13 protein-coding genes, 1 pseudogene and 1 riboswitch are annotated in these 13742 nt (G+C 54.9%); of the genes and pseudogenes, 5 read left to right on the top strand and 9 right to left on the bottom strand.

Going from position 1 to position 13742, the window contains the following annotated elements; translation table 11 throughout:
- The first annotated feature begins 30 nt into the window (after positions 1-30).
- A riboswitch (Lysine riboswitch) is annotated at positions 31-218 on the top strand.
- Between the two features lie 118 nt (positions 219-336).
- Entirely contained in the window at positions 337-1953 is a 1617-nt protein-coding gene (locus H627_RS0104115; RefSeq protein ID WP_027827916.1) for an ABC transporter permease subunit, read from the top strand.
- Positions 1954-1955: 2 nt separating this feature from the next.
- On the top strand, positions 1956-2702 hold the full coding sequence (locus H627_RS0104110; protein WP_027827915.1) for an amino acid ABC transporter ATP-binding protein: 747 nt from the start codon (positions 1956-1958) through the stop codon (positions 2700-2702).
- 62 nt (positions 2703-2764) lie between these two features.
- On the opposite strand, the gene H627_RS0104105 is transcribed toward H627_RS0104110, so the two are convergent.
- The 9 genes and pseudogenes from H627_RS0104105 to H627_RS0104060 form a co-directional block, all read right to left on the bottom strand.
- On the bottom strand, positions 2765-5143 hold the full coding sequence (locus H627_RS0104105; protein ID WP_027827914.1) for an ABC transporter permease: 2379 nt from the start codon (positions 5141-5143) through the stop codon (positions 2765-2767).
- A gap of 192 nt (positions 5144-5335) precedes the next feature.
- Entirely contained in the window at positions 5336-7699 is a 2364-nt protein-coding gene (locus H627_RS0104100; protein WP_081674650.1) for an ABC transporter permease, read from the bottom strand.
- Positions 7683-8363 carry an ABC transporter ATP-binding protein gene (locus tag H627_RS0104095; protein WP_027827912.1) on the bottom strand — a complete coding sequence of 227 codons (681 nt, stop codon included), beginning with the start codon at positions 8361-8363 and terminating at the stop codon, positions 7683-7685. The genes H627_RS0104100 and H627_RS0104095 overlap by 17 nt, the downstream gene beginning before the upstream one ends.
- 70 nt (positions 8364-8433) lie before the next feature.
- Positions 8434-9444: a sensor histidine kinase gene (locus tag H627_RS0104090; RefSeq protein WP_027827911.1), complete on the bottom strand. Its 1011-nt coding sequence runs from the start codon at positions 9442-9444 to the stop codon at positions 8434-8436.
- Complete coding sequence (locus H627_RS0104085; protein WP_027827910.1) at positions 9431-10084, bottom strand: response regulator transcription factor; 654 nt, start codon at positions 10082-10084, stop codon at positions 9431-9433. The genes H627_RS0104090 and H627_RS0104085 overlap by 14 nt, the downstream gene beginning before the upstream one ends.
- 18 nt (positions 10085-10102) lie before the next feature.
- Positions 10103-10813, bottom strand: a complete 711-nt coding sequence (locus H627_RS16890) for a CPBP family intramembrane glutamic endopeptidase (protein WP_051225154.1) — start codon at positions 10811-10813, stop codon at positions 10103-10105.
- 17 nt (positions 10814-10830) lie between these two features.
- Positions 10831-11550, bottom strand: a pseudogene (locus H627_RS0104070) (CPBP family intramembrane glutamic endopeptidase).
- A 163-nt stretch (positions 11551-11713) separates the two neighbouring features.
- Positions 11714-11863, bottom strand: a complete 150-nt coding sequence (locus tag H627_RS19965; protein WP_155827895.1) for a hypothetical protein — start codon at positions 11861-11863, stop codon at positions 11714-11716.
- A 138-nt stretch (positions 11864-12001) separates the two neighbouring features.
- On the bottom strand, positions 12002-12604 hold the full coding sequence (locus tag H627_RS0104060; protein WP_027827908.1) for a cadmium resistance transporter: 603 nt from the start codon (positions 12602-12604) through the stop codon (positions 12002-12004).
- A gap of 89 nt (positions 12605-12693) precedes the next feature.
- Here H627_RS0104060 and H627_RS0104055 point away from each other — a divergent pair, with 89 nt between their 5' ends.
- From H627_RS0104055 to H627_RS20595, 3 genes are all read left to right on the top strand, one after another.
- Complete coding sequence (locus H627_RS0104055) at positions 12694-13038, top strand: ArsR/SmtB family transcription factor (protein WP_027827907.1); 345 nt, start codon at positions 12694-12696, stop codon at positions 13036-13038.
- A gap of 83 nt (positions 13039-13121) precedes the next feature.
- A complete protein-coding gene (locus H627_RS0104050) occupies positions 13122-13511 on the top strand; it encodes a hypothetical protein (protein WP_027827906.1) in 390 nt (129 codons plus the stop codon).
- 89 nt (positions 13512-13600) lie between these two features.
- Positions 13601-13729, top strand: a complete 129-nt coding sequence (locus H627_RS20595) for a hypothetical protein (RefSeq protein WP_258456850.1) — start codon at positions 13601-13603, stop codon at positions 13727-13729.
- Positions 13730-13742 lie beyond the last annotated feature (13 nt).

Genomic DNA, 13742 nt, shown 5'->3' with positions numbered 1-13742 from the left:
CATCATCGGCAGACAGCTAAATAACTACCACGAAGAAATAGAGGTTGCGAAATCTATGAGGGCCCTGGAGCATGCGGATGCGCTGAAGGGACCGGAGGAGAGTTCGCCGAAATGGGCAGTGCGCCGTGGCACTGCCTGTTGGGGCCGTTGGGGAATACCTGCGGAACTGTCTTGATTAGCGAGTAAAACATCGCCGGTCAAGGAGCGCTATTCTGGTTCTTGAACGATGAAGAATTAGTCTTAGGCCTTTGTTGAATTCTATCGAATTTGACAAAGGCCTTTTTGGTTCTCTATTTCCCCTCGGTGGTGTTTAAACATTGAAGGGAGAGAATTAGCATGTCGCATTTACTGAAGAAGTGGTGGGCCGCTCTAGCGGTCCTGGGGTTGTTAGGAATCGGCTTGGCGGCTGCGGGCAATACGTCCGTGCAGGCCGCCAGCAAGGACAACGGCGAGTTCAAGGTCGGGATGGAAGCGGGCTATGCCCCGTTCAACTGGACCCAGAGCGACAGCAGTAATGGGGCCGTGAAGATCCAAGGCTCTAACGAATACGCCAACGGGTATGATGTCCAGATCGCCAAGCGGATCGCCAAGGCGCTGGGCAAAACACCGGTGGTCGTGAAAACTGACTGGGACGGCCTGCCGCCGGCCTTAACGTCCGGCAAGATCGATGCCATTATCGCCGGGATGTCCCCGACGCCGGAACGGCGCAAGACGATCGACTTCACCAATACGTATTATGTTTCCAACATGACAATGGTCGTCCGGAAAGACGGCAAGTACGCCAATGCGACATCATTAAAGGACTTCAAAGGGGCCAAGATCACTGGCCAATTGAGCACGTCGGATTACGACGCCATTTCTCAAATCAAAGGGGTTATCAAGGAACCGGCGATGAATAACTTCCCAGCGATGCGGGCGGCCATTGAATCCGGCACGATCGACGGCTATGCGTCCGAAGTGCCGGAAGGCAGTTCCGCGGAAGCCGCGAACCCCAACTTGAAGATGATCCACTTTGCCAAGGGTCAAGGGTTCAAGACGAATCCTGATGAAAGCGACTTGGCCATCGGGGTGCGCAAGGGTTACGAGTACAAAGCTAAGATCAATGAAGTGCTGGCCGGAATTTCCCAAAAACAGCGGACTCAGATCATGAACGAAGCTGTGGCCAATCAGCCGTCCACCGGCAACACCGGCAATTGGTTCGTCAGCTTGATGAAACAATATGGCGGCATGCTCCTGCGGGGCACCGGAATGACCATTTTGCTGGCGGTCGTTGGGACCTTGGTCGGCTTCATCATCGGCCTGCTGGTCGGTATCATTCGGACCATTCCCCGGCCGCGCTCCATGGGTAAGCGGGGCATCCTGCGTTTCTTCGATTGGCTGCTGGCCGTGTACATCGAAGTCTTCCGGGGCACGCCAATGATCGTGCAAGCGGCTGTCCTTTATTACGGCTCTGCCCAGGCGCTGCACTTGAGTATCGACCGTACCGCTGCGGCCCTGATCATTGTGTCCATCAATACCGGGGCGTATATTTCTGAAATTATTCGGGGCGGTATTACCTCCGTGGATGATGGCCAGTTTGAAGCCGCCAACGCGCTGGGCATGACCCATTTCCAAATGATGCGCAAGGTCATTTTGCCCCAAGCCGTGCGGAATTCGCTGCCGGCCGTGACGAATGAATTCATCGTGAACATTAAGGATACATCGGTACTGAGTGTCATTTCGGTTTCTGAACTGTTCTTCTCCGGGGAAACCATCGCCGGACAGAACTTCCAATTCTTCCACACCTACCTGGTCATTTCGGGCATTTACCTGATCATGACCTTCACGATTTCCCGGCTGTTCCGGTTGATCGAGAAGCACATGGATGGGCCGAAGAACTATAACGTGATGAATAATCAGATGCAAGTCGAGACGCCGAAGATCGGTGCCGCTACAAGCAGAAAGGACGCCTAAGTATGAAAGACGAAATGATCTTGCAAGTGCAAAACCTGCATAAGTCCTTTGGAGACCACGAAGTATTGAAGGACATCAATTTGGATGTGCATAAGGGCGAAGTCCTGTCGATCATCGGAGCGTCCGGCAGTGGGAAATCCACCCTGTTGCGGAACATCAATCTGTTGGAGCAGCCCACCGGCGGCGATATTCGCTTCCATGACCAAAGCATCTTAGCCGATGATTTCGATGTCACGCTGTATCGGGCGAAAGTCGGGATGGTGTTCCAGAGTTTCAATCTGTTCAATAACCTGGATGTGCTGCAAAACGTGATGGTCGGTCAGACCACTGTGTTGAAGCGGAATCCGGCTGAGGCTAGGTCGCACGCCATGGCGTTATTGGAAAGTGTCGGTATGGCACCTTACGTTAACGCCAAGCCGGATCAGCTCTCCGGCGGCCAGCAGCAGCGGGTTGCCATTGCCCGGGCGGAAGCGATGGATCCAGAAGTGCTGCTGTTCGATGAACCGACGTCAGCGCTGGACCCCGAGATGGTGGACGAGGTCTTGAACACCATGTCCAAGCTGGCCCACACGGGACTGACGATGGTCATCGTCACCCACGAGATGCAGTTTGCCCGCGATGTGTCGGATATTGTCTGCTTCATGAATGATGGGGTGCTGGCCGAAAGCGGCACGCCAGAGCAGATCTTCGAACATCCGCAGGAACAGCGGACGCAGGAGTTCTTGAAGCGGTATATGAGCCGCGTTTAAGAGTGGTTAAACGAAGAACCGGTGCTGGGGATTTCTCCTCGGCACCGGTTCTTTTTGCCTGGTCACGTCAAGCGCAGCCAGTGGTCAATGTTTTGTTTGCGCACCAGCCGGTAGCTGACGCCTGCGAAAACGAGCCAGACGGTGAGCAGGACGAGGGCGACCGCGGCGATTTCGGACCAGGGTGGGACGAAAGTCAATTCATAAATCGAACCGATTTGGCGTTGCAGCGCGTAACTCAGCGCAGCGCCCAGCACACTGCCCCAGAAGAGACTGATCAGGAGCAGCCGGCCATGTTCCAGCCCCAGCATGCGGGTGACTTGGGCCGGGGTCGTGCCGATTGATTGCAGCATCGCGAGTTCACCCCGGCGCTGCAAGAGATTGGCAAAGATATGATCGATGATGTTGGCCAGACTGACCAAACTTAATAAAGCGAGGAAGCTATAGACGATCACTTGCGCCGCCAGGATAAAGCTGTCGTTGGTTTGGTTTTCGGCGATCCGATCGTAAATGTAGGGCGCGGAGAGGATCTCCTGCACCTGGGCGGCGGTACTGCGGTGTTTCTTCAAATCACGCAAGCGCAGCATGAAGACTGTTTCGCTCACAGGGGTCATCGTTTTGCTGCGGCCTTTGCGGAGCCGCGCATACTGGGCCTGGGAAATGACCAGGCCGCCGCGATCACTGGCGATGGCGCGCAACATGGGCGTATTGGCCTTGATCATTTGGGCAACGGGCAGCGTGGTGTGCCGGTCAATGATCAGCGAACTAGGCGGGTCCGTTTGGGGAAAGACCCAGCTTTCTTGATGCTGACCGCTGGCGGACACTGTGGTAACGGCCCGGTTCAACAGCGTCATTTGATTATCGAAGTAGCGGGCAAAGACCGCTGGCGGCACCACCAGCAGATTGAGGTAGATATCGCTGAATCCCTGCGGCCGCTGGGCTAATTGGATGGTACTGACCTGCACCGCCGCGGCTTCTTTAACATTTTTCAGCGTCGCCAGCTGCTGCAAAGGCGCCGTATCGGTACGATTGACCAGCGTGGTTGATACATCAATGCCGGTTCCATAAGTGATCGTGGTGCTCTGCAGTGCGGTCCGAATAAAACTGGTGAAGCCGATAAAGATGACAATGGAGACCGTTAACGCGGTGATCATCGTCCAGCGGGTGCCGCTGTTGCGCCGGTAATTCTTCGCGGCCAATTGCCCCCAGGGGGTGGGCATCAGCCGCTGCCACACACTGGGCCGTAACTGTCGGGCACGCAGATGCGGCGCGGTCAGATTGTCCCGGACGGCGGCTAAGGGTGCGACCCGGGCGGCTCTGGCGGCGGGCCGGGCACTGGCGAGGAATGTGATCAGCAGCATGAAGAGGGCACTGCCGAGCAGCGGCCAAGGGTGCAGGCTGAGGACGAGGTGCATATCGGTCATGCCGGCCGTCGCGAACCGGCGGTTGAGAAAGGCCATGACCCCGGCGAGACCGGTCAAGGCCGCCAGATATCCAATGGCTAAGGCTGGCAGAATCAAGGCGATGCCCTCCCGATAGACCAGCTGCCGGATCTGCTGGGGCGTGGCGCCCAGCGAGCGCAGCAGGCCATAGCGGCGGATTCGGGCCCACACACCCAAGTTGATACTGGTATAAATCATGATGCCGGCGGCCAACCCAATGACGGTCAGAACGAGCGCTAAGAAGCCGGTTAGGGCGGCTTTATTGATCAGATCGGCGCCAGCGCCGATGATCGTCAGCGCATTTTCGTTATAAATAATATTAGTTTGACGCGGCCTGACGCCAGCCTGGTCGGCCAACGCCGCCACTTGGCTGCGCAGCCGTTTGATATAGGTCAGGCTGCCAGCGACGTGGACCGTTGGCGTGGCCGCACTGCGGGTGCTGTTCGCGGTGATCCACCGGTACGCCCGGGCAAACTGTTGGTAGCCGTACATCGTACCGACGACGGTGAAGCGCTGCTCGCCATGGGCAGTCTGGAGCGTGAGTGACCGGCCGAGCAGCGATTTTTTTGTCGCGAGATCTGTGGGAACAATTAGTTCCGTATGATTGCGCGGCACCCGGCCGCTCACCAGCAACGGTTTGGCCAATTGCGTGAGCGCCGTTTGATCCATGGCCACAAGTTCCGGCGTTTTGGTCGTTGGGTCCGTGACCCCCTGAGCTTTGGGTAAGGTGAACCGGCCCAAGTTGGCAAAGACGAGGGACTTTTCCACTGCCGCATTCTGCCGTAATTTGGCCGCCTTTTGCCGGGGGACATCGCGAATCACAAATTGCATGCCGCCAGTCTTTTTCAGTTCAGCGTGGTACAGACTGTCTTGACCGCTGGTAAACCCCACCAGTGTGGCCACGACCAGCGTCGCGGCGATGGCCATGGAGAAAATTGTCAGCAGGGTTCGGCTCATTTCGCCCTGTAAGGTCCGCTTGGTGATGCGGTTAATGATGCCCATCGACGCCGCCTCCTATCCGCTGGCTGGTTTTGATGATTGTCGTTGTCATTGCCTGCCACTCCCCTTCCATCTTTCAGCATACGGGCCGTAAGTGACGGACAAGTGACGGCAAGCAATATTAATCACATATTATTTTACCAAACGAAGAACCGGTGTTGGGCAGTTTCTCCAGCACCGGTTCTGTTGCACTGGTCAGGTGAGCCGCAGCCAGTGGTCGATATTCTGTTTGCGGATCATGCGGTAGCTGACCCATTCGAAGATCAGCCAGACGGTGATCAGGACGAGGGTGACGATGGCGATTTCCAGCCAGGGCAGGGTGAAAGCCGTCTCGTAAGCACCGCCAAGCTGTTGGCGGAGCATCAGACTGAGCGCAGTCCCCAGCACGCTGCCCCAGATGAGACTGGTAAGGAATAGCTGGCTATTTTCAATCCCTAACATCCGTGTGACCTGGGCGGGGGTAGTGCCGATGGCTTGGAGCATAGCCAGTTCGCGCCGCCGTTGAAGCAGATTGGCGAAGATGTGGTTAATGATATTTGACAGACTGACTAAGCTGAGCAAAGTGAGGAAACCATAAACCATAACCTGTAGCGCGGTCAGGATACTGGTGTTTTGCTCATTGTTTGCGACTTGGTCAGAGGAGTTGCTGGTGGGAATAATTTGTTTCAGCTGAGCCATTGTCTGCACATGCTTTTTACGATCTTTTAACAGAATATAGAATCCAGTTTGGAGGATTGGGTTTTTCCTTTTCCCTTTAAAAAGGTCCGCATAGTACGCCTCTGAAATGACGATACCCCCACTGTAATTAGCCAAGGAACGCAGGATCGGGGTATCCGCTGCGACAGTTTGCGCGATAGTAATGGGCTTTGCGGTATTGTGGGCGAATGTTAGTGTCCCAGTAAAATTAGCCGGGAAAAGCCAGTATAACTTGCGCTGGCCGTCCTTGTTCATTCGCCGTTGAGAAGCGTTAAGCAGCGTGATGCGGTTGTTGAAGTATTGGGCAAAGACGGTTTTGGGGACAACCAAGACGTCAACGGACTGACTGTCGAATCCAGATTCTCGTTTCTTCAATTCCAGACTATCATGCTTAACCGCAATCGCGCTTTTGACGTTTGGCAAGGCCTGGATTTGTTTTAACGGACCGGCCATCGCAATGTTATTGGCCTGGACAATAATATCAGTGCTCCCGCCATAATCATTACTGGTGTCGCGTAAAACGGAGCGGGCAAAACTAGTGAAGCCGACAAAAATCAAAATTGAGATACTTAAAGTAACGATCATAGTCCAGCGGGTGCCGCCATTACGGCGGTAATTCTTGGCGGCCAGCCGGCTCAACGGCGTCGGCATCAGCCGCTGCCAAAGACCGGGGCGCAAATGACGTTGACGTAAGCGGGCGGTACTCATGTTGTCCCGGACAGCAGCTAAAGGGGCGACCCGTGAGGCTCTGGCGGCTGGCCGAGCACTGGCCAAAAACGTGATTAAAATCATGAATAGCGCACTGCCGACCAGAGGCCAAGGACTCATCGTCAAGTACAGATGGATTCCTGCACCGCTCGCTTCAAAGCGCTGATTCAGGAAGGCCATAACCCCCGCTAGGCCGGCAATGCCGGCGAGGTAGCCAAGAAGCAGTGCGGGTAGTACCAAAATTAGTCCCTCTCGATAAACGAGTTGGCGAATTTGTTTCGGTGTTGCGCCAATGGAACGCAATAAGCCGTACCGCTGAATACGGGAACGGACACTGAGATTGATGCTGGTATAGATCATCATGCCAGCGGCGAGCCCAATGATTGTCAGAATTATGGTGAGCAGGCCGACAATGGTCGCCTTATCGGTGAGATTAGTACCGGCGCCCAGCAGGCTCAATGCTCTTTCGTTGAAGAGGACACTCTCCTTGGGGCGCTTGACTCCAGCTTGCTGGGCGAGTGCCGCCAGGCGTGACCGAATGCGGTTAACGTCAGTCAATGCACCGGCCACGCTGACCGTTTTGGCCGATGTGACCGAGTTGGTGAAAGTGATCCATAAATAGGCACTGTTAAACGTATGGTAACTGTTGATCGCCCCAACGATCGTAAAGCGTTTAGGCCCAGATTGAGTTTGCGCTGTGATGGTTTTGCCGATCGCGGATTGGTTCAAGGCAATGTCAGTGGGAATGACTAACTCTGTACTCTTTCTCGGCAACCGGCCAACCGCGAGTTGCGATTGGACCAGCTGGCGCAGTGCCGCTTTGTCCATGGCCACCAAGGGAGCCGGATCACCATAGGCGTCAATGCTTTTAGGCAGCTTCATCGTGCCTAATTCGGCGAAGGCCAACGATTTTTGAAATGCGGTATTGCGCCGGAGTTTTGCTGCATTCTCCCGGGGCACGTTACGAATCACAAATTGCATACCGCCGGTGTCTTTCAACTGTTTTTGATACAAACTATTCTGACTGCTGGTAAATCCCACCAGTGTCGCAATCACCAGCGTTGCCGCAATCCCCATGGAAAAAATCGTCAGCAGTGTCCGGCCCATTTCTCCCTGTAAGGTCCGTTTGGTGATCCGGTTAATGATGCCCATCATCGCCACCTCCCGTGAGCCGGCCGTCGGTGATGGTCATCACCCGGTCGGCTTGCGCGGCGATCTCGGGATCGTGGGTGATGACGACCAGCGTCTGGCCGCGCTTGGTATTGGCGGCTCGGAGCAGGTCCATGATCTCCTGGGAATTGCGCTTGTCCAGATTGCCGGTGGGTTCATCAGCCAGGACGATGGCGGGATGGTTGACCAGCGCCCGGCCAATGGCGACGCGCTGCTGCTGGCCGCCGGAAAGTTCGCTGGGCAGGGACTGGACCTTATCGGTAAGGCCAAGAATTTCTAACAGTTCGGCCAATTCATCAGCGGGTACTTTACGCCCGTCTAGATCTGCTGGCAGCGTAATGTTTTCCTGTACGGTGAGGACGGGTAAGAGGTTGTAAAATTGGTAGATTAGGCCGACTTGGCGGCGGCGAAAAATAGCGAGCTGCGTTTCGTTCAATTCAAAGACGTTGGTGTCGTACAGGTGGACGGTGCCGCTGGTGGGTTTGTCCACCCCGCCCAGCAAGTGCAGCAGGGTGGATTTGCCGGAGCCGGACGGTCCCACGATCGCCACGAATTCCCCGGCCTCGATCGCCAGGTTGGCGTGGTTCAGGGCCGGTTGTTCCTCCCCTGAGTATTGTTTGGTTAACTCCTGCGCGGTCAAAATTGCCATGCCGGCCACTCTCCTTTCTATCTTCTTCCAGCATACGCGTTGAAAGTGACGGCTAAGTGACAGCCTGCACTTACTTGTATAGCGAGAAAGTGAAAGTCACGCCTGCGGTTGTGTTTGCCGCCTGCAGGTGGCCGTCGCTGGCCTGGGCGATGCCGGCGGCGATGGCCAGGCCGATGCCGATATTGTTGGGATCGCTGTGGACGCCGCGATAGAAGCGGTCGAAGAGGCGGGGCAGGTCCGTGGGCGCGATGGCGGGGCCTTGGTTGGTGAAGCTGATGGTGACCGCCATGGGCGTTTCCGCCGCGGCGATGGTCAGGGTGGAGCCGGCCGGGGCGTGTTCGCTGGCGTTTTTCAAGACGTTAATCACCGCCTCGCGAAACAGGTCCGGGTTGACTTGGACTTGGAGCGTGGCCGGGACTTGCCATGCGATTTTGAGATTTTTATCACTAATCAGCGGCAGCAGCGGGTTGAGACTGCTTTTCAACAGGGTATCCACTAGGATCGGCTGCTTTTGCTGGCTGAGGGTGTGGGTGTCGATGCGGGCCAGCAGGATCAGCTGGGCGACTAATTGGGCCAGCCGGTCGTTTTGCCGGATCAGCTCGGCCTTGGTCAGCGGGACGTTATCTGCCGCCAATAACTCGCTGAGGTTGCCGATGGTGGCGATGGGGGTGCGCAACTGGTGGGCAATATCGGTAATTGCCTGACTCAGCTGGTCCCGATCCCGCTGCAGGTCGCTGCGCAGTGCTTCAGTTTGGCGCACGTAGTGGTAGACCTGATTGTTCAGTTGTGAAAAAAGGCCCTCGTCGTTCAGCGCAATGGCATAGTTGGCCTGTCCGTGCCTGGCGGCGGCTAACTGGTCGCTGGCCTGCTGCAGACCGGCCATGGTCCGCCGGCTCCAACGGATGATCCAGAGGCCGGTCAGGATCGCGGCTACAATAAAGAGCACCACAAAAGGAACGGGGCTCGTGTCGGCTAACCACCACAGCACGGCCTCGCTCACGCCGAATATCACCAATAGGCCCACGCCCAATAAACAGGCACTGCGGGTCTCCGGGGCGCGCCACCAATTAATCTTCGCCATTGAGAAAATACCCCATTCCCCGCACCGTCTTGATCAATTGCGGCTGACTGGGTACGGCTTCCAGTTTTTGCCGCAGCCGTTTAATCGCCACCGTCAGGGTGTTGTCTTCAACGAAGGCGTCTTGAATATCCCAGACCGCGGCGAGGAGCTGCTCCCGGGTGAGAATCGCGTTGGGATGGGCGAAGAGGTAGGCCAGCAGCCGGTATTCGTTGGCACTTAAACTGACTGGTTGGCCGGCATACGTCACTGTCCGGGCCGTACTGTCCAGAGTGACCCCGTGATAAGTTACCGTGGCCGGCGGCAGGAGTTTAGCAATGCGGGCCTGCAATATCCGCAGGCTCACTGGTTTAACCACATAATCATCGGCCAAGGCCAACCCCTGCAACGTGGTGCGTTCGCTGTCGTTAGCAGTGAGGACCAGGATCTTGCTGCTGAGCAAAGGCTGCCATTCTTGCAGCCAGGCCAGACCGTCGCCATCGGGCAGGGTGAGGTCGAGGATGATCAGAGTGTAATTCTGCTGTTGGACGGCTTGGGTCGCCGCCGCCAAACTGCCCACCGCCGTGACGGCGGCATTGCGGGCAAAGTAGGTGGCCAGGGTTTGCCGCAGGGTGGGTTCATCTTCGATGATCAGATAGTCCAATGGGGGGAGCCTTCTTTCCTAAACCAGCAATAGACCCACGGCCAACAACAATACGGTGGAGGCGTTGTACATGAAGTGGGTAATGATATTGTACCAAATGTTTTGTTGCCGCCGATAAATCAAGGCAAAAGACAACCCCAAAAGCATGAATGGGACAGTTAACAGCGCATGGCCGCCGACGTTGCTCCAGTGGGCTAGGCCGAAGAGAACAGAAGAAATGAACAGCATGATCACACCCCAGCCGCGGCGGGCCCGCCATTGATAATACAGGACGTGCCGATAGAATATTTCCTCATAAAACGGCGCGGCCAGCAAGAATGGGGTCAGCGCGAAGAAGAGCGCTTTGGTATTCATCGCAATGGGGGCAATATTGGTCGTGGTGGTCGGCGACGACTTCAGCGGTGAGGCCAACGCTAAAATGAGCATGATAATGGCAACGACTATTTTGATACCGATGGAAAGCAGTAGCAGCAGAATCAACCGCCGCCACAGGTGGGTACGAAACGCCGTCCAGGCTGGCCGCAAAATGTCCCAGTAGAGGTACATCATGCCGACCATGGTCAGGAGACCAGCCGCGGAAAGAATGATCGACTGGGCGAGGAGATTGATTTTGAACGCTTGGGCCAGCAGTTCGATGGCTATTTCAGCAACGAGAATAAGCAGCGCTAAACCAGATTTGCGCCAGTCAACATATGGTGCTGGTTCGTTGATGGGATTGCGATTATCCATGAGCGGGACCGCCTTTCTTAACGAAGAAACAGGATCAAGGATAGAATCAGCAGCAGAACAACAGCAACCAGATTATAGAAAAAGTGGGTCATGATGTTGTACCAGATATTGTGTTTGTGCCGATAAATCAGGGTGAGAAAAATACCAATGACGGCGTAGGGAATCAATTGCGGTCATTGACCGGCGACGTTGCTCCAGTGCCACAGGCCAAAGACGGTCGCCGAGAGCCAGAACATGACCGGCGCAATTTTACGGCCGCGCCATTGGTAATAGAGCAAGTGGCGGAAGAAGATTTCTTCAATAAAGGGTGCAATCAGTAAGCCTGGGGCCGAGGATAAGATGAGCCAGAACGCGGTTTTCAAAAGTTCCGGCGTGGGTGGGACAACTGAAATCGCAGTAGTATTTGAGACCGCGGTGACAATGGCTGTTACGATTGCATTGATGATTTTCAGCCCAATCATCCAGGCAAAGGTCAATGCGAGGTGGCGGCCAATGTGGTAGCGGAAGGCGGGCCAAGCCTGTTTTAGGAAAGCGCCGTAGGTACGCAGGACCAAGACAAGCAATCCCACATTAATAATAATGGTGATCCCAGCATCGATATAGAGTGGCCAGGAGAGCCAAGTATAGCCGACAGTGGCAAGAAAACTGATGAAATACAGTAAACAGAAAAGGCCCAGTTGGCGATAATTGATCGGTGCCTCTGGTACGGCAGGGTGTTCCGACGGGGGTGCGGACATGATAATCAGCTCCTTTTCCTAGACCAATAGCAATACCCATTGGCTAAAAGATACCGCGGATAGAGAGCGCTGTCAAAGAAACCAAACTAAAAACCTAGGGCCGCTGACCAATTGCTTGGTCGGCGGCCCTAGGTCGGTTTAAGTTGATTTGGCTGACGAATCGTCACCGGTTTGGTCCTTTCTGAAATTGGGTAAACCCCAACGCGGCCATTTCCTTGGCGAACTGTTGCGGGCTATGCAATTTCTTCACGGCTTGCTTGTATTCAGCTAAGCCGCCGGAGCGCGACGACAAATCTTGAGTCTGTTTTGGCATTGACATCAATTCCTTCCATAGTTAACTGTAGCAATACGCACCCCAGTTTCGCAAGGGAAATGTCTCCGCTTTCAGGATTTCTTTACTACTTTGACGGAACTGTGACGAGGTCTATACCAGTTTTTGACAAAACGAGGCTTAAAGATGTAAAAGATGCTGCACGGTGCCGCCCTCCCAGAGGACTCCGAACCCGATGAGGCAATAGACCGCTGCGGTGATATAGCGGCCATAACGGTCCAACAGATGGGCGATTTGGGGGATGCGGCTCAGGAGCAAACCGGTGGCGCAAAACAGGGTGAGCATGACGAGAAACGTCATGAGCAGGAGCGGCAAAGCACCCTGATTGAGCTGGGTGAGCAGCGGGACATAGATACCGATATTATCGGCACCGCAAGTAGTGACGGTGATCAATGCAACTTTCCAGATGACATTCATGTGTTGTGCCATGGCCGCGTCGACTTTCTCATCCGCGTCCTCCTCTTCGCCCAGCAGCAAATGGATGCCCATGTAGACCGGGATCAGGCCCAACAGGCCCAGCAGCCAGGGCTGGGGGACAAAGCCTAGGGCATAGGCTAAAATGAGACTGATGCCCACCAGAATGCTGGTGCCGACAAGGTCGCCGACGTACACCAGACCCCGCTGGTGCTTGGGTGTCCCCCCGAAGACGACCATCAAAATCAGCAAATAATCCAGTGAGGTAGAAATGTAGGCCGTGACACCCGTTATAATAGTATTCAGCATAATGTTTTGCTCCCTTCGCAAAGCATGATACCACCGACATATGTTAATTACAACATATGTTTCTCGGAACAGATGAAAGGAGCCCCCCTATGTCGGACCAAGAGTCAGCGGCCACCCCGCAATTAATCAGCAAGCGTCAGCTGAAAGAAGCAGAACGCATTTTCAGCCTACTCAGTCATCCCACCCGGTTACAGATGCTGTACGTATTGGAGCAGCAGGAAATGAACGTCACCCAACTGGGCGCGCTGCTCCATCTGGAACAGTCCGTGGTTTCCCACCAATTAGCCCAATTGCGCCAGCACCAGCTGGTCAGCGCCCACCGGGTAGGCCGGGCTAATTTTTACCGGTTGGATGATCCCCATATTTTGGACATCATCAACGAAATGCTGGCCCACGCCGACCATGTTTCCCGCGGCAAGCCCCATGGCGAATGAGGCGAAATAGTAACCCCTATCCACTGGACATGCTAGACTGTTAGTGGAGTACAGCACAAATGATTAAGGGGGATTTCTAGATCATGCAAAAAGCAAAGAATATTCTGTTTGTTAACGAAAAAGGTCCCAATACCAAAGCGTATTTGATCAGCAGTCCCAATCAGGATCAATGTCAGGCCATCGTGCAAGCGGCGAGTGCCGAAGAGGCAGTGAAGCTGGCGACTGGTGAGGTTTGGACCTATGATCACCTGTCTAAGAACGTCCAACGGGCGGAATACTTGGATGATTATGATATGTACACTGATCCAGACACACTGATGCCATTGCTGCTGGCCCATGGCTGGGCCTTCAACGTCAATGATCCCAAGCATTTGATCGACAAGCGGGATTTGGACAATGTGAAGCAGTATGGTTTTGGCAAGTACACCCAGATGGTCAAAAACGACGAAGTTGATCGACCGTGGATTAAGTAATCTGCGGGGGTGCCGAATACTTATCAGCAGGGCTGAAGCAAAATTCAACCCTGCTTTTGTTTTAGAAATCCGGGTTGGAGAAAATGGCAATGACTGAAATTGACCGCCTCATTCAAGCGATGATTGAGAAAGACCCCAGCATGGCGGCGGGGTTTGCTGAAGAGGGACGCAAATTGGATGACGAAGTTAAGGTGGCAGACCGGCGAGATGCTCGCTGAGGACTCTGTTGAT

This window comes from Schleiferilactobacillus harbinensis DSM 16991 (genome assembly GCF_000425885.1).
Taxonomy (GTDB): Bacteria; Bacillota; Bacilli; order Lactobacillales; family Lactobacillaceae; genus Schleiferilactobacillus; species Schleiferilactobacillus harbinensis.
The sequence above is the reverse complement of the archived record's forward strand: the minus strand, read 5'-3'. Positions and strand labels throughout refer to the sequence as shown.

Excerpts from the sequence above, each read along its gene's own strand:
- H627_RS0104110 (WP_027827915.1), top strand. The coding sequence starts at position 1,956 with ATGAAAGACGAAATGATCTTGCAAGTGCAAAACCTGCATAAGTCCTTT.
- H627_RS0104105 (WP_027827914.1), bottom strand. The coding sequence starts at position 5,143 with ATGGGCATCATTAACCGCATCACCAAGCGGACCTTACAGGGCGAAATG.
- H627_RS0104115 (WP_027827916.1), top strand. The coding sequence starts at position 337 with ATGTCGCATTTACTGAAGAAGTGGTGGGCCGCTCTAGCGGTCCTGGGG.
- H627_RS0104050 (WP_027827906.1), top strand. The coding sequence starts at position 13,122 with ATGCAAAAAGCAAAGAATATTCTGTTTGTTAACGAAAAAGGTCCCAAT.
- H627_RS0104060 (WP_027827908.1), bottom strand. The coding sequence starts at position 12,604 with ATGCTGAATACTATTATAACGGGTGTCACGGCCTACATTTCTACCTCA.
- H627_RS0104100 (WP_081674650.1), bottom strand. The coding sequence starts at position 7,699 with ATGATGGGCATCATTAACCGGATCACCAAACGGACCTTACAGGGAGAA.
- H627_RS0104055 (WP_027827907.1), top strand. The coding sequence starts at position 12,694 with ATGTCGGACCAAGAGTCAGCGGCCACCCCGCAATTAATCAGCAAGCGT.
- H627_RS20595 (WP_258456850.1), top strand. The coding sequence starts at position 13,601 with ATGACTGAAATTGACCGCCTCATTCAAGCGATGATTGAGAAAGACCCC.
- H627_RS16890 (WP_051225154.1), bottom strand. The coding sequence starts at position 10,813 with ATGGATAATCGCAATCCCATCAACGAACCAGCACCATATGTTGACTGG.
- H627_RS0104095 (WP_027827912.1), bottom strand. The coding sequence starts at position 8,363 with ATGGCAATTTTGACCGCGCAGGAGTTAACCAAACAATACTCAGGGGAG.
- H627_RS0104090 (WP_027827911.1), bottom strand. The coding sequence starts at position 9,444 with ATGGCGAAGATTAATTGGTGGCGCGCCCCGGAGACCCGCAGTGCCTGT.
- H627_RS19965 (WP_155827895.1), bottom strand. The coding sequence starts at position 11,863 with ATGCCAAAACAGACTCAAGATTTGTCGTCGCGCTCCGGCGGCTTAGCT.